Raw genomic sequence first — 24,847 nt, 5'->3', positions numbered from 1 at the left:
GTACATCAGAAATATCCACTGGAACACCGATGAACCTCTCGCGCCTCGCCCTGCCCTTCTTCCTGCTTCCCACCGCCAATGCCCTCGCCGACAGCTTCGAACGCGATCAGGCCCTGAAGCTGCCCGACACGCTGATCAGCGCCAACCGCCAGGTCGAAGCGCGCAACGACAGCAGCGCCGCCAACACCGTGTTCACCCGCGAAGACATCGACCGCCTGCAACCGGGCAGCGTCACCGACCTGCTGCAGCGGGTGCCGGGCGTGCAGGTGGCGCAGGCCGGTGGGCGCGGCAGTCTGCCGGGGATCTACATTCGCGGCACGCAATCTGCGCAGAGTCTGGTGCTGGTCGACGGTCAGCGCATCGGCAGTTCGACCTCCGGCGACAGCAACCTGCAGCATCTGAACATCGACCAGATCGAACGTGTGGAAGTGCTGCGCGGTTCGCGTTCGGTGATTTACGGCAGCGATGCGATTGGCGGGGTGATCCAGATCTTCACCCGGCGCGGTAACGAGCAAGGTTTACAGCCTCGCTTGCACGTCGGTTTCGGCAGCAACCAGACCTGGGAACGCAGTCTCGGCCTGTCGGGTGGCGACGAGAAAACCCGCTTCAACCTGGGTGCCAGCCTCGACGAGACTGCCGGTATCGACCGTACGCACGAGTCCTACCCCAGCGACAGCGATCACGATGCCTACCGCAATCAATCCGTCAGCCTGAGTCTCAGCCATGCGCTGACCGATGACATCGAAGTCGGCGCCAACCTGCTGGATAACCGCGGCAAGAGCGAGTTCGACAACCCGTTCGGCCGCTTCGATACGACCACTTTCGAGTCGGTGCAACAGCAGCCCTACAGCGACTTCAACGTCAGCAGTGTCAGCAGCTACGTCGATGCCCGGGTCAACGAAATCTGGAAAACCCGCGTCGAATTCGGTCACACCGAAAACCGCGAAAAGACCCTCGACAAACTCAGCGACGAACGCACGGTGTTCAACACTTATCGCGACTCGGTGAACTGGCAGAACGACCTGACTCTGGATGCGCGCAACAGCCTGATCCTCGGCGGCGACTGGTACGAAGACCGGGTCAACAGCAGCACCGCGTTCGACGAGGACAGCCGCTGGAACCGCGCCGCGTTCATCCAGCATCGCTATCAGGCCGACAGCTTCTCCACAGAGCTGGGCCTGCGCCACGACGACAACCAGCAGTTCGGCAGCCAGAACACCTGGAGCGGCACCTTTACGCTGCCGCTGAACCCGGACAACGATCTGCTGCTGAGCTACAGCGAAGGCTTCCGCGCGCCAACCTTCAACGACCTGTACTACCCGGATTTCAGCAACCCGAACCTGAAACCGGAAACCTCGAAAAGCTACGAGTTGCAATGGCGTAGCCAGTTGAGCGATTCCAGTCGCCTGGAAACTTCGATTTATCGCACCGACCTGGAAGACGCGATCATCTTCGGCAGCAACTCACGCCCGGAGAACGTGGCCTCGGCACGGATCAACGGTTTCGAAGCGGCATTGAAGCAGGAGCTGTTCGGCTGGCAGAGCAATCTCGGTGTGGCGATCATCGATCCGCGTGATCGCGATACCGGGCACACCTTGGCCCGCCGCGCACGGCGCACGATGAGTTGGGATCTGGATCGACAGTTTGACCGACTGGGTCTGGGCGCCAGTTGGCAGGCGGTAAGCAGTAGCTACGACGACAAGGACAACACCCAGTCACTGGGCGGCTACGGCTTGATCGGATTGCGCAGCAGTTGGGCACTGAACCGTGAGATCAAACTGGATATGAAGGTCGAGAACCTGTTCGATAAAGGCTATAGCCGCGCGCTCTACAGCTATGACGGCAGCCAGTTTGGCTATCGCGAGGAAGGTCGGGCGTGGGTGTTTGGCGTCACCTGGACGCCGGAGCTCTGATCCAGAATTTGTGCTGCTTCGACTGGCCTCTTCGCGAGCAAGCCCGCTCCCACAGGGGGAACGCATTCCAAATGTGGGAGCGGGCTTGCTCGCGAAGAATTCACCTCGGTCTCAGCGGTCAGGCGCAATCAGATGGCAGAGTTTGGCGGTTGCCTCGATCATCTGCCCACTCGGGCGCTCAAGGCCTTTATCGGTAACCAACAGTAGTTTCCCCTGCTTCACTGCTGCTACCTGCGGCCAGGCTTTCCAGGCATCAAGCTGGGCCTGATCACCGGCCAGAATCACCGCGGGATCGCGCTGCAACACCGCTTCGATACTCACCTGCGGCGCCGGCAAACTCAGATCGGCAAACACATTGCGCGCGCCGCATACCTCAAGCGCATCGCTGATGATCTGCCCGCCACCGACGGTATACAGCGGCTTATCCCAGACTTGATAGAACACGGTCAGCGGCGTCTCCCGGCGATAGCGTTGGCGCAGGTCATCGAGTTTCTGGCGCAGATCCGCCGCCAGTGTCACCCCACGTTCAGGCCGGCCGAGTTGCGCGGCAATGGCTTCGATCTGTGCAGAAAGCTGTTCGAGATTGTGCGGTTCGGCGACGTAGGTCGGGATGTTCAGGCGTTTGAGTTGATCGCGTTGCGCCGGGCCGACACTGCCGGGCCACAACAGCAACAAATCAGGCTTCAAACTGAGCAGACGCTCCATGTCCAGCTGACCGTAGCGGCCCACTGACGGGACATCCTTGAGCGCGGCAGGACGCTCGCCGGCATCGAGCACGCCAACCAGCAGATCGGCCGAGTCCAGCTCAACGACAATTTCCGACAGCGAAGGCGCGAGGCTGACCACCCGCAGGCTCGCCAGCGCCTGGCCGGCGACGGCCAGCAGCAGAACCGCCAGCCACAGACGGCGCATCAGCCGAGTTGACGCGGGATGCGATAGAGGTAGAACAGCACGGCCGTGGACAGCGCCAGCAGCATCAGCGGTACGGCTTCGAGGCCGACGAACACGGCCAGCGCACCGATCCACGCCGGAAGCGATGCAGCGAGGAACGCGACACGACGACGGGCCGCGAGCGCGATCCAGGCCGCCGGCTCGGCAGGCGTATCGAGGGCTTTCTGGGTGGCGATCAGTGCGTGTTTGTAGCCACCAAAAAACTTCAGACTGACAAACATCGAGGCCACGCCGGCAATGAACATCGGCATGGTCAGTACCGGCAGAAACGCTTCATATTGGCCGAACAGTGCGTTGAGCACGAACAGCGGCAGCAGCGCCAACGCCAGATACTTCCACCAATCGACCGCCAGACGGCGGCGCACCTGACCTCGGGTCACGCGCGGTCGACCTCGCCCTGATGCTCGTTGCCCATCATGTGGTCGAGCTTGCTGGCCTTGGTCGCCAGATAGAGCTTGTTGTGCGGATTATGGCCGGTGTGCAGCGGCACGCGTTCGGCGACGACGATGCCCATGTCGGTCAGGGCTTTGACCTTGCGCGGGTTGTTGGTCATCAGGCGCAGCGACTTCACGCCCAGGTGCTCGAGCATCGGCAGGCACATCGCGTAGTCACGCTGGTCGGCGGCGAAACCCAGACGCTCGTTGGCTTCCACGGTGTCGGCGCCGCCGTCCTGCAACTCGTAGGCGCGGATCTTGTTCAGCAGACCGATGCCACGACCTTCCTGGCGCAGGTACAGCAGCACGCCACGGCCTTCGCGGGCGATGGCCTTGAGCGCCGCTTCGAGTTGCGAACCGCAGTCGCAGCGCTGGCTGAACAGGGCGTCACCGGTCAGGCACTCGGAATGCAACCGGCCAAGGACCGGGGCACCGTCGTCAATTTCACCCAGGCTCAGCACAACGTGCTCGCGGCCGGTGGCTTCATCGAGAAAACCGTGCATGGTGAATTGCGCAAAAGGCGTTGGCAGCTTGCAAGCGGCGACAAAAACGACAGGCACCTGTGTGCTCCTGATCTAAAAAGTCTGAAGATTCGCAGGCCGGCATTGTAACAGCAGGTTCCGGCAGGCGCTTAGGCTGAATTATCGGGCATAACGATCAAAAAGTTTGATAACACCCGACTTGCCTGGCCCCCCTGTGGGAGAGGGCTTGCTCGCGAAGGCGTCGTGTCAGTCGGCAATAGGCTGGCGGAACCACCGTATTCGCGAGCAAGCCCGCTCCCACAGGGGGCACAGTGTTGGGCACAAGATTCGCAATCAGGGCGTATCAAACGGATACGGCTGCTTCCACTGCTCGAAAATCGGCTTCAGCTCGCCGCTCTTCACCAACTGCTCCATGCGCCTGTCGAAGAGCGCCATCAGCGTGCGCGCTTGCGGCGTATCGGCGAAGCACAGGTACAGCGGCAATTCGGCGATATGGGTCTTGCGAAACTGCGTCGGATCCTTGGCCCGGCCAACCACGTAATCGATTTCGGTCTGCGCATCGATGTAATAGTCAGCGCGGTTGTGGGTGAGCATCGACAGGATCCCGGTACGTCGCATGACTTCGTTAAAGTTATGCACATTGGGCAAATAATCCTGATAGTCATAGCCGCGCACCCAGGCCAGGCGATAGCTGCCGAGAGTGTCCGGGGTCGGTGAAGGATTGCTCGCCAGGCCCAGGGCGTAAATGTGGTCGGTGTCGAAATTCCAGCGCGGATATAGCAGGTCGCTGGCCTCGTTTTTATACGAGCCGACACAGGCATCGACTTCGCCGCGCTGGGCCAGACCCACGGAGCGCGTGTAAGGCTCGGTGCGGATGTCGAGTTGCACCCCGGCCGGTTCGAAGACCTTGCGCAGCACGTCCCAGCCCAGGCCGTGACCGTCAGCGGCGGTGTAGTCTTCCCAGTCTTCGCTGGCCAGATGGATGACCGCGGGCGTCGGCGCAGCTTCCTGCGCACTGGCGACAGTGCCCAGCAAGGTAAAAAACACCAGCGCCAGCCAGCGACTAACCATCCTTAGTCTCCCCACTTAACCCTGACAATCCGGATCAGGCGAAAATCCACACCAGTCCCTGCATCGCCAGCCAGGCGAACACGCCGGCCAGCACGTCGTCGAGCATGATGCCGACGCCGCCATGGACATGCCGATCGATCCAGCGGATCGGCCATGGCTTGAGAATGTCGAAGAAGCGGAACATCAGGAACCCCGCGAGCAACCAGTACCAGCCTTCCGGCACCAGCCACAGGGTGATCCACATCCCGACCATTTCGTCCCAGACGATGCCTTCGTGGTCGTGTACCCGCAGATCGTCGGCGACCTTGCCGCACAGCCAGAAGCCGAACAGCATGGTGATCCCGAGCATCAGCCAGTAACCCCAGTCGGGCAACATCTGCCACAACGGAATAAAGGGTAGCGCAACTAACGAACCCCACGTGCCCGGCGCTTTCGGCAAGGTGCCGGAGCCGAAGCCGAACGCGAGGAAATGCCAGGGATTGCGCCAGACCGACGGCGGAACGAATTCGGCCGGAACCTGTTTCGGGTGATCTGTCACGGTGTCTCCTGAAAATGTTGATAACCCCGGATTTGCGGGGTGATGTCGTGTCCTTCGCGATCCAGCAGCACCACACCCTGGCCCTGCGCGACCCGCCCGATCACATGGATCGGCCAACCATCGGCCAGCAGTGCCGGCAACTCGACGGACGGTAGCGTGAAGGCCAGCACATAGTCATCGCCGCCGCTCAACGCTGCTCGCTCGGCACCACGCTGGCCGAGAAACGCCACTAAAGCATCGGACAACGGTACGCGCTCGCGTTCAACCTCAAGCCGCACCTGCGAAGCCAGAGCGATATGGCCGCAATCGGCAAGTAGGCCATCGGAGATATCCAGGGCCGAGGTGGCCTTGCCGCGCAAGGCCTGACCAAGCCCGAGTTGCGGTTGCGGCGCCCAGTAATGACTGAGCAGCGGCTCGGCAATATCAGTGTCGGCTTCACGCTGGCCAAGCACCAGCGGCAAGGCACCGGCGGCATTACCCAGTTCGCCGCCAACACAAAGCAGGTCGCCCGGTTGTGCGCCGCTGCGGGTCAAGGCCTGCCCGGCCGGAACGCGACCGAACACGGTGACGGTCAGGCTTAACGGCCCACGGGTGGTGTCGCCGCCAACCAGCGCGACGCCGCAGCTCTGCGCCATGCGGTTCAAACCGCGGGCATAGGCTTGCAGCCAATCGGCGGTCACCGTCGGCACAGTCAGGGCAAGGGTAAAGGCAACGGGCGTGGCGCCCATGGCGGCCAGGTCGCTGACCGCAACGGCCAGCGAGCGCTGACCGAGCAGAAACGGATCGCAGGGATCGGCGAAGTGCACGCCGGCCACCAGCGTATCGGTGGAAATCGCCAACTGCTCCCCGGGGGGAACCGCCAGCAAGGCGCAGTCGTCGCCGATCCCCAAGGCAACGCCCTCGCCGCCCTGCGCACAAGGCGCGGCGGCGAAGAAATTGCGGATCAGCTCAAACTCGCCCATTGCGATATCAAGCGCTGATCAGCGCTTGAACGCCTTGACTTCAGCTTCACGCAGGCGCGGAGCCAGCTTGTCGAGTACACCGTTGACGAACTTGTGGCCATCGGTCGAACCGAAGACTTTCGCCAGCTCGATACCTTCGTTGATCACCACGCGGTACGGCACGTCGACGCGCTTGAGCAGTTCCCAGGTAGACAGGCGCAGAACCGCCAGTTCAACCGGATCCAGCTCTTCGATTTCGATGTCCAGGCACGGCTTGAGCGCGGTGTCGATTTCGGTGCGGCTCGCCGGAACCCCGTGGAGGATTTCACGGAAATACGCGCCATCGACATCGGTGAAATCGTTATCAACGCGGAACTGCGCTTCGATTTCGTTCAGCGAAGCCTTGGCCATGTGCCATTGATACAGAGCCTGAGTCGCGAGCTGACGGGCTTCGCGACGCTTGACGCTTTTCGATGGCTTGCCGGCATCCGCAGGTTTCGGATCGCGCGGGTTGAAACGATCGCTATCGTCGCTAATCACTTGGCCTCCAACTGCGCCAGCAGGCTGACCATTTCCAGAGCGGACAGGGCAGCTTCAGCACCTTTGTTGCCGGCCTTGGTGCCGGAACGTTCGATGGCTTGCTCGATGGAATCAACGGTCAGGACGCCGAACGCGACCGGTACGCCGAACTCCATGGACACTTGTGCCAGGCCCTTGGTGCATTCGCCAGCCACGTATTCGAAGTGCGGAGTGCCGCCACGAATGACCGCGCCGAGGGCGATGATGGCTGCGAACTCGCCTTTCTGAGCGACTTTCTGCGCAACCAGCGGGATTTCGAAGGCGCCAGGTGCGCGGATGATGGTGATGTCGCTTTCGCTCACGCCGTGGCGAACCAGGGCATCAACTGCACCGCTGACCAGGCTTTCAACCACGAAGCTGTTGAAACGGCCCACTACCAGAGCGTAGCGGCCTTTAGGGGCGATGAAGGTACCTTCGATGGTCTTCAGGGTCATTCGTCAGATCTCTTAAAGAGCCGGGACGCGTTTCGTACGCATCCCTCAGTGATATTAGCCACAAATTCATGACCGGAAACACCGCATTGCTGTTCGATGACGAACCTGTGGCGAGGGAGCTTGCTCCCGCTGGGCAGCGTAGCGCCCCCCTTTCGTGGGCGCTGCGCACCCAAGCGGGAGCAAGCTCCCTCGCCACAATCGTTCTACGTCAACAATGCCGAATTCACCGGGTCATTATTCGGAGGGCACGTATTCTACAACTTCCAGATCGAAACCGGATATCGCATTAAATTTCATTGGCGCAGACATCAAGCGCATTTTGCGTACGCCGAGGTCACGCAGGATCTGCGAACCGGCACCGACGATGCTGTAGGTGGTCGGTTTTTTCACCGCCGCCTGCTCACCGGTTTCGCGGATATGCGCCAGCAGCACGTCGCCGTCGAGCGGGTGACCGAGCAACAGCACCACACCGCTGCCGGCCTCGGCGACCGCAGCCATCGCGGCGCGCAGGCTCCAGCGGCCCGGTTGCTTGACCATCAGCAGGTCGCGCAGCGGATCCATGTTATGCACGCGAACCAGGGTCGGCTCTTCGGCGCAAACCGTGCCCAGAGTCAGGGCCATATGCACATCGCCTTCCACCGAATCACGATAGGTCACCAGGTTGAATTGGCCCAGTTCGCTGTCCAGCGGCTGTTCGGCAATCCGCTGAACGGTACGTTCGTGGATCATCCGGTAGTGAATCAGGTCGGCGATGGTGCCGATCTTGATGTTGTGTTCGGCGGCAAACGCTTCCAGTTCGGCGCGACGGGACATGGTGCCGTCGTCGTTCATCACTTCGCAGATCACGCCGCTTGGTTCGAAACCGGCCATGCGCGCCAGGTCGCAGGCAGCTTCAGTGTGACCGGCGCGAGCCAGGGTGCCACCGGCCTGAGCCATCAGCGGGAAGATGTGCCCCGGGCTGACGATGTCTTCCGCCTTGGCGTCTTTCGCCGCAGCCGCTTGCACGGTGCGCGCACGGTCGGCGGCGGAGATACCGGTGGTGACGCCTTCGGCGGCTTCGATCGATACGGTGAACTTGGTGCCGAAACCGGAACCGTTGCGTGGCGCCATCAGTGGCAGCTTCAACAGTTCGCAGCGCTCGCGGCTCATCGGCATGCAGATCAGGCCGCGGGCGTGCTTGGCCATGAAGTTGATGTGTTCGGCCTTGCAGCATTCGGCGGCCATGATCAGGTCGCCTTCGTTCTCGCGGTCTTCGTCATCCATGAGGATGACCATCTTGCCTTGGCGGATGTCTTCAACCAGTTCTTCGATGCTATTGAGCGCCACAAGGCACCCCCTTCAGTCAGGATTTGAGGTAGCCGTTGGCGGCCAGAAAGCTTTCAGTAATACCGCCAGCGCTTGGCTCAGCAGCCTTGTCGCCGAGGAGCAGGCGCTCCAGATAACGCGCCAGCAAATCGACTTCCAGGTTCACCCGGCGGCCCGGCTTGTAGGAAGCCATGATGGTTTCGCTCAGGGTGTGCGGAATGATCGTCAGCATGAATTCGGCGCCATCGACCGCGTTCACGGTCAGGCTGGTGCCGTCGACGGTGATCGAACCTTTATGGGCGATGTACTTGGCCAGTTCTTTCGGCGCGCGAATGCGAAATTCCACGGCGCGGGCATTGTCGCTGCGTGACACCACTTCGCCGACACCGTCGACGTGACCGCTGACCAGATGACCGCCGAGACGGGTGGTCGGGGTCAGGGCTTTTTCCAGATTGACCGGGCTGCCGCTTTTCAGGTCATTCATGGCGGTGCAGTCGAGGGTTTCGCGGCTGACGTCGGCGGCAAAGCCGTTGCCCGGCAGCTCAACCGCCGTCAGGCACACGCCGTTGACGGCGATGCTGTCGCCGAGTTTGACGTCGCTCAGGTCGAGCTTGCCGGTTTCGACATGCACCCGCACATCACCGCCCTTTGGGGTCAGTGCGCGAATACTGCCGATGGATTCGATGATGCCGGTAAACATGGGGTTCTCCTTGAGAACGAAGCCAGCGCTAACGCGATGGCCGGGAATTATACGCTCGCCGAAACGACTGGCGTCGCAGTGACTCGCCAGTCATCGCCAACCGCGCGGATTTCAGTGATTTTCAGCTCGGGAGCGTCCTTCATATAGGCCAGCGGCCAGTCCAGCAACGGCCGCGCCGTGGATCCGAGAAACTTGCCGGCAATGAAGATCACGAACTCATCGACCAGACCGAGCTGCGCGAACGCGCCAGCCAGACGCGGACCGGCCTCGACCAGCACTTCGTTGACGCCACGGTTGGCCAGTTCGATCAGCAGTTGATGCAGATCGACCTGACCGTCGTCACCCGGCACGATCAGGCATTCCGGGCCATTGGCGTATTGCTCTTCGACCGCCATGCACGTCGCGACCAGCGCCGGGCCGGCCTTGAAGAACGGCGCGTCCAGCGGCACCCGCAGGCGCCCGTCGATCAGCACCCGCAGCGGCGGACGGCTCATGGCCCGTGCGGTTTGTTCGGCATCCAGACCCAGTTCGTCGGCGCGTACGGTCAGGCGTGCGCCGTCAGCCAGTACGGTGTCGGCGCCAGTCAGCACCACGGCCGCCTGCGCGCGCAAACGCTGCACAGCGGAACGCGCGGCCGGGCCGGTGATCCATTGGCTCTCGCCGCTGTCCATCGCCGTGCGGCCGTCGAGGCTCATCGCCATCTTGACCCGCACGAACGGCAAGCCGTGTTCCATGCGTTTCAGGAAACCTTGATTGAGCTGGCGCGCCTCGGCTTCGAGCACGCCGCTTTCGGTGGCGATCCCGGCATCGGTCAGACGCTGCAAGCCACGCCCGGCGACCTGCGGATTCGGATCGCGCATCGCGGCGACCACCCGAGCCACCCCGGCAGTCACCAGCGCATCGGCGCACGGCGGTGTGCGGCCATGGTGGCTGCACGGCTCAAGGGTCACGTAAGCCGTGGCGCCGCGGGCCAGTTCACCGGCAGCGCGCAGGGCGTGAACCTCGGCGTGGGGTTCGCCGGCGCGCTCGTGAAAGCCTTCGCCGACAATCTGCCCGTCACGCACGATCACGCAGCCAACCCGTGGATTGGGGTGGGTGGTGTAGTGGCCCTTGCGCGCCAGTTGCAGCGCGCGCGCCATGAAGTGGGCGTCGAGGATCGCCTGCTCGGCGGCGCTGGTCATTCTTTCACCGGTTCGCGGGCGAGGCGGTCGATCTCTTCGCGGAACTCATTGAGATCCTGGAAGCGCCGGTACACCGAAGCGAAACGAATGTAGGCCACTTCATCGAGCTTTTGCAGCTCGGCCATCACCAGTTCGCCGACCACGAGGGATTTGACCTCGCGCTCGCCGGTGGCGCGCAGCTTGTGCTTGATGTGAACCAGAGAGGATTCGAGGCGCTCGACGCTCACCGGACGTTTCTCCAGGGCGCGTTGCATGCCGGCGCGGAGCTTTTCTTCGTCGAACGGTTGGCGGCTGCCGTCGGTTTTGATCAGGCGCGGCAACACCAGTTCGGCCGTCTCGAATGTCGTGAAACGTTCGCCGCAGGCCAGGCATTCACGCCGGCGGCGCACCTGTTCGCCCTCGGCGACCAGACGCGAGTCGATGACCTTGGTGTCGTTGGCACCGCAGAAGGGACAGTGCATGGTGGCTGGCAACAAAAAAAGGGAGGGCCATGGTAGCGCATCCCGGTGGCAAGACAAGCCATAGGGTTTGCGGTATACAGACGGGCATGATCATTTGATCCATGGATTTCATTTTGCTGGAGCAGCCCATGCCGCTACGACCGCTCGTTTTGCTCAGTCTTTTCGCCCTGCTGGTGGCCTGTGGCAGCGATAAACCCAAGCCGCAGCCGCCAACGCCGGGCCCGGCGCCACAGCAGGCGCAGAAAAAAGCCCGGGAAGCGGCTGACCTCGGTCCGCTGCCGGCTTATCAACGGGAACTGAGCGGCACTCTGCAAGGCGTGCCGGCCGGGGCCGAAGTCGAACTGGCGTTGCTGGTGATCGACGATAAGTCCCGCCCGCAACAGTTGCTCGCCAGTTCCACGCTGATAGGCAATAACCAGGCGTTGCCGTTCCGTCTGCGTTTCAACCCCGAAGCATTCCCCGCCGGCGCGCGGGTTGAGCTGCGCGGCCGCGCCACGCAGTCCGGCCAGTTGATCCTGCATCTGCCGTCGCAACCCATTACCCAGCCGATCACTCAGGCGCTGGGCCAGCTTCAATTTGTCAAAGCACCATGACGCCACCGCTCGACCTGCAACTGGCGTTAGGTGAATTGCTCGGTGATGCCCGGCTCAAGGCCTGTGCATTGCCGGGTACCGATTTGCAGCTGTGGCTGATCGACGGCGACAACATGGATCGCGAATTCAGTCCGGACGAAACCCGGCGCATCCTCCACGAACCGCCGTATTGGAGTTTCTGCTGGGCCAGCGGCCTGGCGGTGGCGCGTTATCTGGCGGAGTTTCCCGAGTGGGTGCGCGGCAAGCGGGTACTGGATTTCGGCGCCGGCTCCGGGATCGCCGCGATTGCGGCGGTGAAGGCCGGGGCGTTGGAGGTGGTGGCTTGCGATCTTGATCCGCTGGCGATTGCTGCGTGCCGGGCCAACGCCGAACTCAATGATGTGCAGATGAGTTATTCGACGGACTTCATTGCCGAGGCTGATCGTTTTGATCTGATTCTGGTGGCGGATGTGCTCTACGACCGCGAGAACCTGCCGCTGCTCGATGCGTTTCTCAGCCGTGGCCGCGAGGCGCTGGTGGCGGACTCACGGGTCCGGGATTTTCGTCATCCGTTGTATGAGCGGATCGAAATGCTTGAGGCGATGACCTTGCCGGATCTGGCGGAGCCGGAAGAGTTCAGACATGTCAGCCTTTACCATGCGCGGCGTGGCTAAAAGCTTCGCGAGCAGGCTCGCTCCCACAGGGGTAACGCATTCCAAATGTGGGAGCGAGCTTGCTCGCGAAGGCGTCCTATCAGGCAACACATCTCTAAACCTGCCCCCGCTTCCGGCCACACCCCGCCAAGCCGTATAGTTGCCCCATCCACGCTTTTACGAGATCCCCCATGAGTCAGCAAACGCCGTACATCTTCGACGCCACGACTGCCGATTTCGACCAGTCGGTGATCGAAGCTTCCTTCAACAAACCGGTGCTGGTGGATTTCTGGGCCGAGTGGTGTGCGCCGTGCAAGGCGTTGATGCCGATGCTGCAAGGCATTGCCGAGAGCTATCAGGGCGAACTGCTGCTGGCCAAGGTCAACTGCGACATCGAGCAGGACATCGTGGCCCGCTTCGGTATCCGCAGCCTGCCGACTGTGGTGCTGTTCAAGGACGGTCAGCCAGTCGACGGTTTTGCCGGTGCGCAACCGGAATCCGCCGTACGCGCCTTGCTTGAGCCGCATGTGCAGATGCCGCCGCCGGCCGCCGCCGATCCGTTCGAACAGGCGCAGGCGCTGTTCGACGACGGTCGTTACGCTGACGCGGAAGCGGCGCTGGTGGTGATGCTCACCGAAGACAACAGCAACGCCAAGGCGCTGATCCTCTACGCCCGCTGCCTGACCGAACGCGGCGAACTGGGCGAAGCGCAAACCGTGCTCGACGCGGTCAAGAGCGATGAGCACAAGGCTGCACTGGCCGGGGCCAAGGCGCAGATCAAATTCCTGGGACTTGCCCGTGATCTGCCGGATGCTGCCGACCTCAAGGCGCGCCTGGCCAAAGATCCGCAGGACGACGAAGCGGTGTATCAACTGGCGATCCAGCAACTGGCGCGTCAGCAATACGAAGCGGCGCTGGAAGCCTTGCTCAAGCTGTTCATCCGTAACCGCAGCTATGGCGAGGGTCTGCCGCACAAGACGTTGCTGCAGGTGTTCGAACTGCTGGGCAACGATCACCCGCTGGTGACCGCTTACCGCCGTAAAGTATTCGCTGCGCTTTATTAAGATCAAAAGATCGCAGCCTTCGGCAGCTCCTACATTCGATCGTGTTCACCCGTATTTGCGGATGAACGCTGAACCTGTAGGAGCTGCCGCAGGCTGCGATCCTTTGCGGCTCACTCGACCCAGCTGTAGAGCGGCGTATCGCCGCCGCTCGCCACTTTCACCTTTGAACTGTGGCGCAAGCGCACCAGCAGGCGTTTGCCTGCGGCCGCGCTGCCGGTCAGGCCCTCAAGCTGCTCCAGAAGATCCGGCCCGCTGAGTTGCCTGGCCTGGCGCAACAGATCCTGCGCGACCTGCCACAACGCATCGTCCTGGTTCAGCGGTTTCGCTGCCGGCGCGCTCAATGCCGCTTCAGGCTGATCGCCCTGCGACTGCGCGCCAAGGGCTGCGCCAAGCTTTGCCCAATCGCTGTCATCCAGCTCCACCGTCAAATCCACCGGCATCGCGCCGACGGTTCCGCGTATCCGCAACATCTGCTTCGCTCCTGCACATTTCTGACCTGCATGCTCCCACGGGACTTGTGCAACGCCAAGCGCACGGGCAAACTCTGCGGACTTTCGTTATAAGATTACATAACAAACTCTTCACTTTACTTTCCGGAGACCGCCATGCGTCGTCTGCTGCTCGCTTTGCCGTTTGCCCTGTTGCCGCTGGCCATCGCCCATGCCGCCGATGAGCACGATCATGACCATGAGCACGGCAGCCTCGGCGCCCACGAACATGGCGTCGGCCGACTGAACGCCGCACTCGACGGCCAGACCCTGGAACTGGAACTGGAAAGCCCGGCGATGAACCTGGTGGGCTTCGAACACGCCGCCACCAGCGACGCCGACAAGGCCAAAGTCGCCGCCGCCCGCGCCCAACTGGAAAACCCGCTGGCGCTGTTCAGCCTGCCGGCCGCCGCTGGTTGCAAAGTCGCCAGCCAGGAGCTGGAAAGCCCGCTGTTCGGCGACAAACCGGATGCCGACGACCATGACGATGATGATCACGATGCCAAGGGCGGTGAAGCGCATCACCATGAACACAGCGAAATCCACGCGCACTATCAATTCAGTTGCGCTGCACCGGGGGCCTTGAAGACTCTGGATCTGGCGAACCTCTTCAATACCTTCCCGGCCACCCAGAAAATTCAGGTACAACTGATCGGCCCGAACGGCCAGCAAGGTACGGAAGTGACGGCCAAGGCTGCTGCCCTGAAATTCTGAATCCAACGCGGCCCTGTGTAGGAGCTGCCGAAGGCTGCGATCTTTTGATCCTGATCTTTTTAGAAGCAAGATCAAAAGATCGCAGCCTTCGGCAGCTCCTACAGGGGTTCTGTGTTCAACTCTTGAAATTGGTGCCATGACCCAAGCACTCATCGAACTGTCCGACCTGGGCTTCAACTGGCCCGGTCACCCGCCGCTGCTGGACATCCCGGCGTTTCGCCTGGAGCCGGGCGAAACCCTGTTCCTCAAAGGCCCCAGCGGCAGTGGCAAGACCACCCTGCTCGGCCTGCTCGGTGGCGTGCAGAAACCCGGGCGCGGCAGCATTCGCCTGCTCGGCCAGGAACTGACCGAACTCGGTGCTGGCGCCCGCGACCGCTTTCGCGTCGATCACACCGGCTACATCTTCCAGCAGTTCAACCTGCTGCCGTTTCTTTCGGTACGCGAGAACGTCGAGTTGCCCTGCCACTTCTCCAGATTGCGTGCCGAGCGGGCGAAACAGCGTCACGGCAGCGTCGATCAGGCCGCCGCCACCCTGCTCGCCCACTTGGGCCTGAAAGATGAAAGCATCCTCGGTCGTCGCGCCGATTCGCTGTCGATCGGTCAGCAGCAACGGGTCGCCGCCGCTCGTGCCTTGATCGGCCAACCGGAACTGGTGATCGCCGACGAACCGACCTCGGCGCTGGATTACGACGCTCGGGAAAACTTCATTCGTCTGCTGTTCGCCGAATGCCGCGAAGCCGGGTCGAGCTTGCTGTTCGTCAGCCACGACCAAAGCCTTGCGCCGCTGTTCGACCGTCACCTGTCCCTGGCCGAGCTCAATCGCGCCGCCACGTCTGCCGAGGTCTGAGATGTATCTGTTTCGTCTGGCCATGGCCAGCCTGGCCAACCGCCGCTTTACCGCTTTGCTCACCGCGTTCGCGATTGCCCTGTCGGTCTGCCTGTTGCTCGCCGTCGAGCGCGTGCGCACCGAGGCCAAGGCCAGTTTCGCCAGCACCATCAGCGGCACCGACCTGATCGTCGGCGCCCGCTCCGGCTCGGTGAACCTGCTGCTGTACTCGGTGTTCCGCATCGGCAACGCGACCAACAACATCCGTTGGGACAGCTTCGAACATTTCGCCAGCAACCCGAAAGTGAAGTGGGCGATCCCGATGTCCCTCGGCGACTCGCATCGCGGCTACCGCGTGATGGGCACCACCGGAGCCTATTTCGAGCATTACCAGTACGGTCGCCAGCAGCACCTGGAACTGGCCGATGGTCGCGCCTTCGCCACCGATCCGTTCGAAGTGGTGCTCGGCGCCGAAGTGGCCGAAGCGCTGCATTACAAGCTCGGCGACCAACTGGTGCTGGCCCACGGCGTGGCGGCGATCAGTCTGGTCAAGCATGACGACAAGCCGTTCACCGTGGTCGGCATTCTCAAGCGCACGGGCACCCCGGTGGATCGCACGTTGCACATCAGCCTCGGCGGCATGGAGGCGATTCACATCGACTGGCACAACGGCGTGCCGGCGCGCGGCAACGGCCGGATCACGGCGGATCAGGCACGCAACATGGACCTGACGCCACAGGCGATCACCGCGTTCATGCTCGGCCTCAACAGCAAGATTTCCACCTTCGCCCTGCAACGCGAGATCAACGAATACCGTGGCGAGCCGATGCTGGCGATCCTGCCGGGCGTGGCCTTGCAGGAGTTGTGGAGCCTGATGAGTACTGCGGAAAAAGCCTTGTTCGTGGTCTCGCTGTTCGTGGTGCTGACCGGGTTGATCGGCATGCTCACGGCGATTCTCACCAGCCTCAACGAGCGTCGCCGCGAGATGGCGATTCTGCGTTCGGTCGGTGCGCGGCCTTGGCACATCGCAAGCCTGCTGGTGCTGGAAGCCTTTGCCCTGGCGCTGACCGGCGTAATCGCCGGGCTGGCATTGCTGTACATCGGCATCGCCGCCGCGCAGGGTTATGTGCAGGCCAATTACGGTTTGTATCTGCCACTGGCGTGGCCGAGCGAGTATGAATGGACGCTGCTCGGTGGCATTCTGGCAGCCGCGCTGCTGATGGGCAGCGTGCCGGCCTGGCGCGCGTATCGCCAATCCCTGGCCGATGGCCTGTCGATCCGTTTATGAGGATGTTCACCATGCCCCGCGCCGTGCTTGCGCTGCTGTTGCTGGTTGCCCTGCCCGTGTGGGCAGCGGCGCCGAAAGACCTGACCTGGTCGGAGATGATCCCGCCGGACGCCGCGCCGGAAGTGCCGAACATGACGCCTCTGCACGACATGTCGAAGATGAGTGATGCGCTGTCCGCCGAGTCGGCGCCGGCGGCGAAACAGGACATGCCCAACGCGCCGGTGGTGCAGAGTCTCGACGGGCAGAACATCCGCCTGCCGGGTTACATCGTGCCGCTGGAAGTCAACGAAGAGGGCCGCACCACCGACTTCCTGCTGGTGCCGTACTTCGGCGCCTGCATCCATGTACCGCCACCGCCGTCGAACCAGATCGTGCATGTGAAAAGCGAGTTGGGCGTGAAGCTCGACGAGCTGTATCAGCCGTACTGGGTCGAAGGACCGTTGCAGGTCAAGGCGTCCACCAGCGAACTGGCCGATGCCGGGTATCAGATGGCGGCGGACAAGATTTATGTGTATGAGCTGCCGGAGTAATTCCGGTAATTCTGCACTGTTCGGCCCATTGTCTTCGCGAGCAGGCTCGCTCCCACAGTTGACTGAGCTCTAATGTGGGAGCGAGCTTGCTCGCGAAGGGGTCGGCCAAGGTTCCACAAATAAACCCGCCATCACTGTTTCATTGAGCTGAGTCAAAAGACCGTATCAGTTGGCTTCATACCATAGGACATCAGACATTTTTAACGTCCTTTTGGAGCTCCCATGAACAAGTCCTTGCTCAGCGCCGCGCTGTTTGCAGTCGCGCTCGCAGCCCCTCTCGCCCACGCCCACGAAGCCGGCGATATCATCGTTCGCGCCGGTGCGATCACCGTCAACCCGAAAGCCGACAGCTCCAGCGTCAAGGTCGATCAGGGTCCGTTGAGCGGCACCAACCTGGGCGGCAAGGCGACCATGAGCAGCGACACCCAACTGGGTCTGAACTTCGCCTACATGCTGACCAACAACATCGGTATCGAGTTGCTGGCCGCCTCGCCGTTCGAGCATGACGTGAAAATCAAAGGCACCGCGCTGCCAGCCGCCAACGGCAAACTCGGTACGCTGAAACACCTGCCGCCGACCCTCAGCGTCGTGTACTACCCGCTGGATTCCAAGTCGCCGTTCCAGCCTTACATCGGCGGCGGCATCAACTACACCTGGATCTATGACGAGCACGTCGGCAGCGAAGCCCAGTCCAACGGCTTCAGCAACTTCAAGGCGAAAAACTCCTGGGGCCTGGCCTGGCAGGTCGGCGCCGACTACATGCTGACCGACAACATCATGCTCAACGCCCAGGTGCGTTACATGGACATCGACACCCGTGCGACTGTCGAGAACAACGCCGTGGCGCCGGGCACCCGTGCCAAGGTGAATGTGGATGTCGATCCGTTTGTGTACATGGTGGGTCTGGGCTACAAGTTCTAAGCAACAGTCGAACATTCGCGTGGTGGTGAATGAGGCTTTGGGTGAGCAGGCTTAGAACTGACGACGATCACTTCGTGATCGATCGGGGATAAATCCCCTCGCCACAGGATTAGCGACAAATTCCGGCCGTGAAAAAGGCGCCTGTAAAAAGGCGCCTTTTTCATGTCTGCGATAAACCTACTTGCCGAGCAACCGCGCCAGTCCCACACGCATCGGCGTCGGCTCTGGCAGCTGGAAGCGTTGCAGCAAACGCGCGTTGTTCGCCCGCGAATGGCGGATGTCGCCGGAGCGCGCCGGGCCGTAGCTGACCGGGGGCAACTCGCCGACCACTTCCTGCAGCGCTTGCAGCATCTGCTTGAGGTTCATTGCCTGATTCCAGCCGACGTTCATCGCGCCCACTTCCACTTCAGGCTTGTCGATCGCTTGCACCAGCACGTCGACCAGATCCTCGACATAGAGGAAATCACGGGTCTGCTCGCCATCGCCGAACACCGTGATCGGCAGGCCTTTCTGTGCCCGCTCGCTGAAGATGCTGATGACCCCGGAGTACGGCGAGGACGGATCCTGGCGCGGGCCGAAGATGTTGAAGAAGCGGAAGATCACCGGCTCCAGGCCATGCTGGCGACGATAAAAATCGAAGTAGTGCTCGCCGGCCAGTTTGTCCGAGGCATACGGCGTCAGCGGGGCTTTTGGCGTGTCTTCGTCAATCGACTCGCCTTCACCGTTGTTACCGTACACCGCTGCGCTGGACGCGTAGAGCACACGCTTCACTCCGGCCTGGCGCATGGCTTCGCAGACATTCAGGGTGCCAATGAAATTGCTCTGGTGGGTCTTCACCGGATCGTCCACCGAAGCCTGCACCGAGGCCACCGCCGCCAGGTGCGCGACGGCGCTGCAGCCTTGCATGGCCTGCGCAACCAGCGCGGCGTCGGCAACGTCACCGACGATCAGTTCGACCTGCGGATTGTCCAGCGGCAGGTTGGCGCGTTTGCCGGTCGACAGATCATCGAGAATCCGCACCGAATGGCCGGTGGCGAGCAATGCATCCGTCAGGTGCGAGCCGATGAAACCGGCGCCGCCGGTGATTAAAACAGGGCCTTCAGCCATGACGATAAAACCTATCCAGTAAAGCCGGGAGCCCGGCGCGCCAGGCGCGGGGCTTGATCCCGAAAGTGTGCAGAATTTTCTTGCAGGCGAGTACCGCGTGTTGCGGTTCCTCGGCAGCGTCCGGCCGCGCGGCATGGGCCTGCGCGGTCGGCGCTTCGATCGCCAGCGGATGCAGGTTGCGCGCTTCGCTCAGAATCGCCTGACCCAGCGCCAGCGGCGTGGTCGCCTCGTGGCCGGCGTAATGGTAAGTACCCCACAGCGGCGCGGCGCAATCGAGTTGCTTGAGCACCGAAATGATCACCCGTGCCGCGTCATCGACCGGTGTCGGATTGCCCCGGCGGTCATCGGCCATGAGCAATTCGTCCGGTTGTTCGGCGCGGGCGAGGAAGCGTCCGAGGGTGCCTTCAGGACTGTCATCGAGCAGCCAGCCGAAGCGCAGCAGCACGTGTTGCGGGCAAGTGGCGCGAACACTTTGCTCGATGCGCCACAGCGCCTGACCGCGCAGGCCCAGCGGCACCGGCTCGTCTTTCTCGCTGTAGGCGGTCGCCCGTGAACCGTCGAACACCCGATAGCTGGAAGGCTGCACGAGGATGATGTTGTGGTGCTGGCACAGTTCGGCCAGCCGCTCGATGGCGCGTTCCTGCCCGGCCAGACGGCTTTCGCTGACGGTCTCGGCCTGGAACCAGTCGAAATAATAGGCGAGGTTAATCAACGCATCCGGACGGGTATCGTCGAGCAGTTGCGTCAGGCTCGCGGCATCCCAGCCGTCTTCTGGCGGGCGGGGGGCGAGGAAACCGATGTCTTCCTCCGCACCGAGGCGAATCAGCGCCTGCCCAAGGGCATTTCCGCCGCCCAGTAACATAAGGCGCATTCGCATAGAGTCAGCAGGCCCAGTCTGATTGGAACGATGGCTTTAGCGACGGTGCTGGTGACACCGTCATCGATAATTGCCGGAATCGTTGCATTTTGCGGGTTTAGTGCGCAACCGTCACCCGTAAAGTGTAGATCGCCGGGAATTGTGCTGAATCAACTGGCCCCATCGCGAGCAGGCTCACTCCTACAGTTGATCGCGTTCCCCTGTGGGAGCGGGCTTGCTCGCGAAGAGGCCCGGCCAAACGCTGAAGATCCCAGCGGTACTTGCATCTTGCCGCCCCCACCCGCATAACTTGAGCCATGAATCTGCCCATTCCCAAGGACGCGGCCCTGGCAGGCTTCCACCCCGCCGTCAGCGCCTGGTTCAGCAGCACCTTCCCGACGGTCACCGCCGCCCAGGCCCGCGCATGGCCGTTGATCCGCCAGCGCCACTCGACGCTGATCGCCGCGCCCACCGGCTCCGGTAAAACCCTCACCGCGTTTCTCGCGGTACTCGACGACCTCGTCCACCGTGGCCTGGAAAACCCCGAAGGCCTGCCCGATGCAACCCTCGTCGTCTACGTTTCGCCGCTCAAGGCATTGTCCAACGACATCCGCATCAACCTGCAGAACCCGCTGGCGGGAATCACCGAACAATTACGCCAGATGGGCCTGCCCGAACTGCAAATCACCACCGCCGTGCGCACCGGCGATACCCCGCAAAAAGACCGCGCCGCCATGCGCAAGCGCGCGCCGCACATTCTGGTGACCACCCCGGAATCGCTGTACGTGCTGCTCGGCTCCGAGTCCGGACGCAAAATGCTCGGCAGCACACGCACGGTGATCATCGACGAGATTCACGCCATCGCTGCCGGCAAACGCGGCAGTCATCTGGCGCTGAGCCTCGAACGCCTGCAGGCGCTGTGCGCAGAACCACTGACTCGCATCGGCTTGTCCGCCACGCAAAAACCCATCGATGCCGTGGCGCGTTTTCTGGTCGGCACCGATCGCCCCTGCGAGATCATCGACATCGGCCACGCCCGGCCACGGGATCTGGGCATCGAAGTGCCGCCGGTGCCGTTAACGGCAGTGATGGCCAACGATGTCTGGGAATTGGTCTACGATCGCCTCGCCGAGTTGGCCCGCGAACACCGCACCACACTGATTTTCGTCAACACCCGGCGTCTGGCCGAACGCCTGAGCCGACACCTCAGTGAACGGCTGGGCAAACACGCGGTGGCCGCGCACCACGGCAGCCTGGCCAAGGAGTTCCGTCTCGACGCCGAACAGCGGCTCAAGCGCGGTGAGCTGCAAGTGCTGATCGCCACTGCGTCGCTGGAGTTGGGCATTGATATCGGCGAAGTCGATCTGGTCTGCCAGATCGCCTCGCCGCGTTCGATTGCCGGGTTCCTGCAAAGAGTCGGTCGCTCCGGGCACCAGGTCGGCGGCACACCCAAGGGCCGCTTGTTCGCCACCACCCGCGACGACCTGATCGAATGCACCGCCCTGCTCGACTGCGTGCGCCGTGGCGAACTCGACACCCTGCACATCCCCGAAGCGCCGCTGGATGTGCTGGCGCAGCAGATCATCGCCGAAGTCAGTTGCCGGGAATGGGCGGAAGAAGCGCTGCTGGCGCTGTTCCGCAAAGCCTCGCCGTACCGCGATCTCGACGAAAAACACTATCAGGCGCTGCTGACGATGCTCGCCGAAGGCTACAACGGTCGTCAGGGCATTCGCAGCGCCTATCTGCATCGCGACGCCGTCAGCCGCACTCTGCGTGGCCGCCGTGGCGCGCAACTGACCGCCGTGACCAGCGGCGGCACCATCCCCGACAACGCCGACTACAGCGTGCTGCTGGAACCGCAGGGTCTGAACATCGGCAGCGTCAACGAAGACTTTGCCGTGGAAAGCATCGCGGGTGACGTGTTCCAGCTCGGCAATACCTCCTACCGAATCCTGCGGGTGGAAACCGGCAAGGTGCGGGTCGAGGATGCCCAAGGCCAGCCGCCGACCATTCCGTTCTGGCTCGGCGAAGCACCGGGGCGCAGTGATGAATTGTCTGCGGCAGTGGCGCGCCTGCAAGCGATCCTCGACGAGCTGCTTGGCGTCCGCCCCGGCGATCTGCAACCGGCGCTCGACTGGCTGACCGCAACCCTCGGCCTGAACCTCGCCAGCGCCGAACAACTGGTGGACTATCTCGCCCGCGCTCGCTTGACCCTCGGCGCCCTGCCCTCGCAGGACACGCTGCTGATGGAGCGATTTTTCGATGAATCCGGTGGCACCCAACTGATCATCCATTCACCGTTCGGCAGCCGCATCAACCGCGCCTGGGGCCTGGCCCTGCGCAAGCGTTTCTGCCGCACCTTCAACTTTGAGTTGCAGGCCGCCGCCAGCGAAGACGCGATTGTCCTGTCGCTGTCCACCAGCCACAGTTTCGAGCTGGATGACGTCTGGCGTTACCTGCACAGCAACAGCGCCGAGCACATCCTGATTCAGGCAATTCTCGACGCGCCGTTGTTCGGTGTGCGCTGGCGCTGGAATGCCGGGGTGGCGCTGGCGTTGCCGCGTTTCACCGGCGGGCGCAAAGTCGCGCCGCAATTGCAGCGGATGAAAAGCGAAGACCTGATCGCCAGCGTATTTCCCGAGCAGATCGCCTGCCTGGAAAACCTCGCCGGCGAACGGGAAATTCCCGAACATCCGCTGGTGGAACAAACCCTCGACGACTGCCTGCACGAGGCGATGGACAGCGAAGGCTGGCTCAATCTGCTGCGGCGCATGGAGCGCGGCGAGGTGCGGTTGATCAGCCGCGATCTGCCGGCGCCGTCACCACTGGCGGCAGAAATTCTCAGCGCGCGGCCGTACAGCTTTCTCGACGATGCGCCGCTGGAAGAACGCCGCACCCAAGCGGTGCTCAACCGGCGCTGGAGCGACCCGCAATCCACCGATGATCTCGGTGCGCTGGACGCAGACGCCATTAACGCGGTGCGTGAAGAAGCGTGGCCGACGCCGGCCAACGTCGATGAAATGCATGAGGCGTTGATGAGCCTTGCCTGCATCAGCGACCTTGAAGTTCAGGCTGGCGAACACTGGCGCGAATGGCTTGACGCGCTGAATGCGAGCGGTCGCGCCTGCCGCTTGGCCGCTGCGCCAGTAACGGCAAAAGAAAAGCTTCGCGAGCAGGCTCGCTCCCACATTCAACAGGGTTCCGCCAGTTGGAACACAGTCAACTGTGGGAGCGAGCCTGCTCGCGAAGACGGCCTCACCGTCACTACACATCCACAGCCTGGCTCGCTGTGGCTGGCGCGAGAACGCCTGACCTGCCTGTTGGCGCTTTATCCACAGGCCACGCTGCAACCGCAGCAAGAGGCCTTGCCCGGTTTCAACGACCCGTGGACGTTAGAGGAAGCGCTGGTCGAAGTGCTCCGCGCGCGCCTGGGCGCATTTGGCCCGCTGCCGTTAGCCGCCATTGCCGAACCGCTGGCGCTGCCCGCCACACAAGTCGCGCAGGCGCTCGCGCAACTGGAGCGCGAAGGCTATGTGCTGCGCGGTCATTTCACTCCGAATGTGGCCGTTGAAGAATGGTGCGAGCGGCATCTGCTGGCGCGCATTCATCGCTATACGGTCAAGCGTCTGCGCCGTGAAATCGAGCCGGTAGCACTGCAGGATTTCATGCGTTTTCTGTTCGACTGGCAGCATCTGTCCCCCGCTACGCGCGCTCAGGGCAGCGTGGTGTTGCCGGCGATTGTCGGTCAGTTCGAAGGTTACCCGGCAGCGGCTTCGGCGTGGGACAGCGACCTTCTCCCGGCGCGCCTGAAAGACTACTCGCCGAGCTGGCTGGATGAGCTGTGCCGCAACGGCAAACTGGTGTGGACGCGCCTCAGTGCCCGACAGAAAGTCAGCGGCACGGCGTTGCGCAGTACGCCGATTGTGCTGCTGCCGCGCAGTCAGGTCGGGTTGTGGAGTGGACTGGCCGAGCAAACGCCGGTCGGCGAACTGTCAGCAAAAACGCAAAAGGTTTATGAGGCGCTGAATCAGCACGGCGCGCTGTTTTTCGATGAGCTGATCCATGAAGCGCACCTATTGCGCACCGAACTGGAAATCGCCTTGCAGGAACTGGTCGGTGCCGGCCTGGTGAACGCCGACAGCTTCGCCGGTCTGCGCGCCCTGATCACCCCGGCGAGCAAGCGCCAGCAACGCAGCAGTCGACGCGGGCGCGGGGCGTTTGTCGGTGGCATGGACGATGCCGGACGCTGGGCGTTGTTGCGCCGCGGGCCGCTCGTGGAGAACAGCCAGAGCGCTTCGCCGGAAACCCTCGAACATGTCGCCATGACCTTGCTGCGCCGCTACGGCGTGGTGTTCTGGCGTCTGCTGGAGCGGGAGGCGGATTGGCTGCCGAGCTGGCGCGAATTGCTGCGCACGTTTCATCGGCTGGAGGCCCGTGGCGAGATTCGCGGCGGGCGCTTTGTCAGTGGTCTGGCGGGGGAACAGTTTGCCTTGCCGGAGGCGATTCCGTTGCTGCGCGAAGTTCGGCGGCGGGCGCATGACGGCAGCTTGATCGCGGTGTGCGGGGTGGATCCGTTGAACCTGGCCGGGACGCTGTTGCCGGGGGCGAAAGTGCCGGCGCTGGCGAGCAATCGATTGGTGTATCGCGATGGGGTGCCGGTTGCTGCCGAAATTGCCGGCAAGCAGGTTTTCTGGACAGAGCTGGATCAGGTGGCCATGGAACAGGTGCGGAGCAAGCTGATCCGGCATTGATGTCGACAGTTCCGGCCCTTTCGCGAGCAAGCCTGCTCCCACAGGGGATCGGCGGCGTTCACCAATCCAATGTGGGAGCGGGCTTGC

At 62.6% G+C, this 24,847-nt stretch carries 25 protein-coding genes; 10 read left to right on the top strand and 15 right to left on the bottom strand.

Annotated elements, in window-relative coordinates:
* Nucleotides 1-29 precede the first annotated feature (29 nt).
* Nucleotides 30-1,913: a TonB-dependent receptor domain-containing protein gene (locus tag NTD85_RS06360; RefSeq protein ID WP_262141726.1), complete on the top strand. Its 1,884-nt coding sequence runs from the start codon at nt 30-32 to the stop codon at nt 1,911-1,913.
* Between the two features lie 111 nt (nt 1,914-2,024).
* On the opposite strand, the gene NTD85_RS06355 is transcribed toward NTD85_RS06360, so the two are convergent.
* From NTD85_RS06355 to nrdR, 12 genes are all read right to left on the bottom strand, one after another.
* Nucleotides 2,025-2,825 (bottom strand): cobalamin-binding protein, encoded by an 801-nt coding sequence (locus NTD85_RS06355; RefSeq protein WP_262141724.1) that lies wholly within the window; start codon nt 2,823-2,825, stop codon nt 2,025-2,027.
* On the bottom strand, nt 2,825-3,244 hold the full coding sequence (locus NTD85_RS06350; protein WP_007968175.1) for a hypothetical protein: 420 nt from the start codon (nt 3,242-3,244) through the stop codon (nt 2,825-2,827). The genes NTD85_RS06355 and NTD85_RS06350 overlap by 1 nt, the downstream gene beginning before the upstream one ends.
* Nucleotides 3,241-3,858 (bottom strand): GTP cyclohydrolase II, encoded by a 618-nt coding sequence (gene ribA / locus NTD85_RS06345; RefSeq protein WP_003228637.1) that lies wholly within the window; start codon nt 3,856-3,858, stop codon nt 3,241-3,243. Before ribA ends, NTD85_RS06350 begins: the two co-directional genes overlap by 4 nt.
* Nucleotides 3,859-4,113: 255 nt before the next feature.
* The gene (locus NTD85_RS06340) at nt 4,114-4,851 is read right to left on the bottom strand and encodes a substrate-binding periplasmic protein (RefSeq protein WP_201136459.1); all 738 of its coding nucleotides are present in this window, start codon (nt 4,849-4,851) and stop codon (nt 4,114-4,116) included.
* Between the two features lie 34 nt (nt 4,852-4,885).
* Entirely contained in the window at nt 4,886-5,389 is a 504-nt protein-coding gene (locus NTD85_RS06335) for a phosphatidylglycerophosphatase A (RefSeq protein WP_003228639.1), read from the bottom strand.
* The gene (gene thiL, locus NTD85_RS06330) at nt 5,386-6,351 is read right to left on the bottom strand and encodes a thiamine-phosphate kinase (RefSeq protein ID WP_202370624.1); all 966 of its coding nucleotides are present in this window, start codon (nt 6,349-6,351) and stop codon (nt 5,386-5,388) included. Before thiL ends, NTD85_RS06335 begins: the two co-directional genes overlap by 4 nt.
* 18 nt (nt 6,352-6,369) lie before the next feature.
* On the bottom strand, nt 6,370-6,870 hold the full coding sequence (gene nusB, locus NTD85_RS06325) for a transcription antitermination factor NusB (RefSeq protein ID WP_003228643.1): 501 nt from the start codon (nt 6,868-6,870) through the stop codon (nt 6,370-6,372).
* Complete coding sequence (gene ribE, locus NTD85_RS06320) at nt 6,867-7,343, bottom strand: 6,7-dimethyl-8-ribityllumazine synthase (RefSeq protein ID WP_003228649.1); 477 nt, start codon at nt 7,341-7,343, stop codon at nt 6,867-6,869. Before ribE ends, nusB begins: the two co-directional genes overlap by 4 nt.
* 234 nt (nt 7,344-7,577) lie before the next feature.
* A complete protein-coding gene (gene ribBA / locus NTD85_RS06315) occupies nt 7,578-8,669 on the bottom strand; it encodes a bifunctional 3,4-dihydroxy-2-butanone-4-phosphate synthase/GTP cyclohydrolase II (protein WP_003228650.1) in 1,092 nt (363 codons plus the stop codon).
* Nucleotides 8,670-8,685: 16 nt separating this feature from the next.
* Nucleotides 8,686-9,348 carry a riboflavin synthase gene (locus NTD85_RS06310; RefSeq protein WP_103367225.1) on the bottom strand — a complete coding sequence of 221 codons (663 nt, stop codon included), beginning with the start codon at nt 9,346-9,348 and terminating at the stop codon, nt 8,686-8,688.
* Nucleotides 9,349-9,395: 47 nt separating this feature from the next.
* Complete coding sequence (gene ribD / locus NTD85_RS06305) at nt 9,396-10,529, bottom strand: bifunctional diaminohydroxyphosphoribosylaminopyrimidine deaminase/5-amino-6-(5-phosphoribosylamino)uracil reductase RibD (RefSeq protein ID WP_262141722.1); 1,134 nt, start codon at nt 10,527-10,529, stop codon at nt 9,396-9,398.
* Nucleotides 10,526-10,990 carry a transcriptional regulator NrdR gene (gene nrdR, locus NTD85_RS06300; protein WP_003228656.1) on the bottom strand — a complete coding sequence of 155 codons (465 nt, stop codon included), beginning with the start codon at nt 10,988-10,990 and terminating at the stop codon, nt 10,526-10,528. The genes ribD and nrdR overlap by 4 nt, the downstream gene beginning before the upstream one ends.
* Nucleotides 10,991-11,118: 128 nt before the next feature.
* Here nrdR and NTD85_RS06295 point away from each other — a divergent pair, with 128 nt between their 5' ends.
* The 3 genes from NTD85_RS06295 to trxA all read left to right on the top strand — a co-directional run bounded on the left by NTD85_RS06295 (nt 11,119) and on the right by trxA (nt 13,279).
* Nucleotides 11,119-11,583 carry a YbaY family lipoprotein gene (locus NTD85_RS06295; RefSeq protein WP_262141721.1) on the top strand — a complete coding sequence of 155 codons (465 nt, stop codon included), beginning with the start codon at nt 11,119-11,121 and terminating at the stop codon, nt 11,581-11,583.
* On the top strand, nt 11,580-12,236 hold the full coding sequence (locus NTD85_RS06290; RefSeq protein ID WP_262141720.1) for a class I SAM-dependent methyltransferase: 657 nt from the start codon (nt 11,580-11,582) through the stop codon (nt 12,234-12,236). Before NTD85_RS06295 ends, NTD85_RS06290 begins: the two co-directional genes overlap by 4 nt.
* 170 nt (nt 12,237-12,406) lie before the next feature.
* Nucleotides 12,407-13,279, top strand: a complete 873-nt coding sequence (gene trxA, locus NTD85_RS06285) for a thioredoxin (protein ID WP_262141719.1) — start codon at nt 12,407-12,409, stop codon at nt 13,277-13,279.
* Between the two features lie 110 nt (nt 13,280-13,389).
* On the opposite strand, the gene NTD85_RS06280 is transcribed toward trxA, so the two are convergent.
* Complete coding sequence (locus NTD85_RS06280; protein ID WP_262141718.1) at nt 13,390-13,749, bottom strand: hypothetical protein; 360 nt, start codon at nt 13,747-13,749, stop codon at nt 13,390-13,392.
* Between the two features lie 135 nt (nt 13,750-13,884).
* Between NTD85_RS06280 and NTD85_RS06275 the strand changes: the two genes are divergently transcribed.
* The 5 genes from NTD85_RS06275 (at nt 13,885) to NTD85_RS06255 (ending at nt 18,046) form a co-directional block, all read left to right on the top strand.
* Nucleotides 13,885-14,481, top strand: a complete 597-nt coding sequence (locus NTD85_RS06275; RefSeq protein ID WP_262141717.1) for a DUF2796 domain-containing protein — start codon at nt 13,885-13,887, stop codon at nt 14,479-14,481.
* Between the two features lie 136 nt (nt 14,482-14,617).
* Nucleotides 14,618-15,328 carry an ABC transporter ATP-binding protein gene (locus NTD85_RS06270; RefSeq protein WP_003228669.1) on the top strand — a complete coding sequence of 237 codons (711 nt, stop codon included), beginning with the start codon at nt 14,618-14,620 and terminating at the stop codon, nt 15,326-15,328.
* Nucleotide 15,329: 1 nt separating this feature from the next.
* Nucleotides 15,330-16,595 carry an ABC transporter permease gene (locus tag NTD85_RS06265; RefSeq protein WP_003228671.1) on the top strand — a complete coding sequence of 422 codons (1,266 nt, stop codon included), beginning with the start codon at nt 15,330-15,332 and terminating at the stop codon, nt 16,593-16,595.
* 11 nt (nt 16,596-16,606) lie between these two features.
* Nucleotides 16,607-17,125, top strand: coding sequence for a DUF3299 domain-containing protein (locus NTD85_RS06260; RefSeq protein WP_003228673.1), 519 nt, complete (start codon nt 16,607-16,609; stop codon nt 17,123-17,125).
* Nucleotides 17,126-17,347: 222 nt separating this feature from the next.
* Nucleotides 17,348-18,046 (top strand): OmpW/AlkL family protein, encoded by a 699-nt coding sequence (locus NTD85_RS06255; protein WP_003228675.1) that lies wholly within the window; start codon nt 17,348-17,350, stop codon nt 18,044-18,046.
* Between the two features lie 177 nt (nt 18,047-18,223).
* Here NTD85_RS06255 and NTD85_RS06250 read toward each other — a convergent pair whose 3' ends face one another.
* Together NTD85_RS06250 and NTD85_RS06245 are read right to left on the bottom strand one after the other, a co-directional pair.
* Nucleotides 18,224-19,153: an NAD-dependent epimerase/dehydratase family protein gene (locus NTD85_RS06250; RefSeq protein ID WP_103522162.1), complete on the bottom strand. Its 930-nt coding sequence runs from the start codon at nt 19,151-19,153 to the stop codon at nt 18,224-18,226.
* Nucleotides 19,146-20,030, bottom strand: coding sequence for a sugar nucleotide-binding protein (locus NTD85_RS06245; protein WP_103483869.1), 885 nt, complete (start codon nt 20,028-20,030; stop codon nt 19,146-19,148). The genes NTD85_RS06250 and NTD85_RS06245 overlap by 8 nt, the downstream gene beginning before the upstream one ends.
* Nucleotides 20,031-20,326: 296 nt before the next feature.
* Here NTD85_RS06245 and NTD85_RS06240 point away from each other — a divergent pair, with 296 nt between their 5' ends.
* Entirely contained in the window at nt 20,327-24,760 is a 4,434-nt protein-coding gene (locus tag NTD85_RS06240) for a DEAD/DEAH box helicase (RefSeq protein WP_262141716.1), read from the top strand.
* The last annotated feature ends 87 nt before the right edge of the window (nt 24,761-24,847 follow it).

It is taken from the genome of Pseudomonas sp. 13B_3.2_Bac1, assembly GCF_025466205.1.
GTDB lineage: Bacteria > Pseudomonadota > Gammaproteobacteria > Pseudomonadales > Pseudomonadaceae > Aquipseudomonas > Aquipseudomonas fluorescens_H.
This window is presented reverse-complemented; position numbering and strand designations above follow the sequence as displayed.

Excerpts from the sequence above, each read along its gene's own strand:
- NTD85_RS06250 (WP_103522162.1), bottom strand. The coding sequence starts at position 19,153 with ATGGCTGAAGGCCCTGTTTTAATCACCGGCGGCGCCGGTTTCATCGGC.
- NTD85_RS06240 (WP_262141716.1), top strand. The coding sequence starts at position 20,327 with ATGAATCTGCCCATTCCCAAGGACGCGGCCCTGGCAGGCTTCCACCCC.
- nrdR (WP_003228656.1), bottom strand. The coding sequence starts at position 10,990 with ATGCACTGTCCCTTCTGCGGTGCCAACGACACCAAGGTCATCGACTCG.
- ribD (WP_262141722.1), bottom strand. The coding sequence starts at position 10,529 with ATGACCAGCGCCGCCGAGCAGGCGATCCTCGACGCCCACTTCATGGCG.
- thiL (WP_202370624.1), bottom strand. The coding sequence starts at position 6,351 with ATGGGCGAGTTTGAGCTGATCCGCAATTTCTTCGCCGCCGCGCCTTGT.
- NTD85_RS06255 (WP_003228675.1), top strand. The coding sequence starts at position 17,348 with ATGAACAAGTCCTTGCTCAGCGCCGCGCTGTTTGCAGTCGCGCTCGCA.
- NTD85_RS06265 (WP_003228671.1), top strand. The coding sequence starts at position 15,330 with ATGTATCTGTTTCGTCTGGCCATGGCCAGCCTGGCCAACCGCCGCTTT.
- NTD85_RS06270 (WP_003228669.1), top strand. The coding sequence starts at position 14,618 with ATGACCCAAGCACTCATCGAACTGTCCGACCTGGGCTTCAACTGGCCC.
- NTD85_RS06295 (WP_262141721.1), top strand. The coding sequence starts at position 11,119 with ATGCCGCTACGACCGCTCGTTTTGCTCAGTCTTTTCGCCCTGCTGGTG.
- NTD85_RS06360 (WP_262141726.1), top strand. The coding sequence starts at position 30 with ATGAACCTCTCGCGCCTCGCCCTGCCCTTCTTCCTGCTTCCCACCGCC.
- NTD85_RS06275 (WP_262141717.1), top strand. The coding sequence starts at position 13,885 with ATGCGTCGTCTGCTGCTCGCTTTGCCGTTTGCCCTGTTGCCGCTGGCC.
- NTD85_RS06280 (WP_262141718.1), bottom strand. The coding sequence starts at position 13,749 with ATGTTGCGGATACGCGGAACCGTCGGCGCGATGCCGGTGGATTTGACG.
- ribE (WP_003228649.1), bottom strand. The coding sequence starts at position 7,343 with ATGACCCTGAAGACCATCGAAGGTACCTTCATCGCCCCTAAAGGCCGC.
- NTD85_RS06260 (WP_003228673.1), top strand. The coding sequence starts at position 16,607 with ATGCCCCGCGCCGTGCTTGCGCTGCTGTTGCTGGTTGCCCTGCCCGTG.
- NTD85_RS06355 (WP_262141724.1), bottom strand. The coding sequence starts at position 2,825 with ATGCGCCGTCTGTGGCTGGCGGTTCTGCTGCTGGCCGTCGCCGGCCAG.
- NTD85_RS06290 (WP_262141720.1), top strand. The coding sequence starts at position 11,580 with ATGACGCCACCGCTCGACCTGCAACTGGCGTTAGGTGAATTGCTCGGT.
- NTD85_RS06310 (WP_103367225.1), bottom strand. The coding sequence starts at position 9,348 with ATGTTTACCGGCATCATCGAATCCATCGGCAGTATTCGCGCACTGACC.
- NTD85_RS06245 (WP_103483869.1), bottom strand. The coding sequence starts at position 20,030 with ATGCGAATGCGCCTTATGTTACTGGGCGGCGGAAATGCCCTTGGGCAG.
- trxA (WP_262141719.1), top strand. The coding sequence starts at position 12,407 with ATGAGTCAGCAAACGCCGTACATCTTCGACGCCACGACTGCCGATTTC.
- NTD85_RS06340 (WP_201136459.1), bottom strand. The coding sequence starts at position 4,851 with ATGGTTAGTCGCTGGCTGGCGCTGGTGTTTTTTACCTTGCTGGGCACT.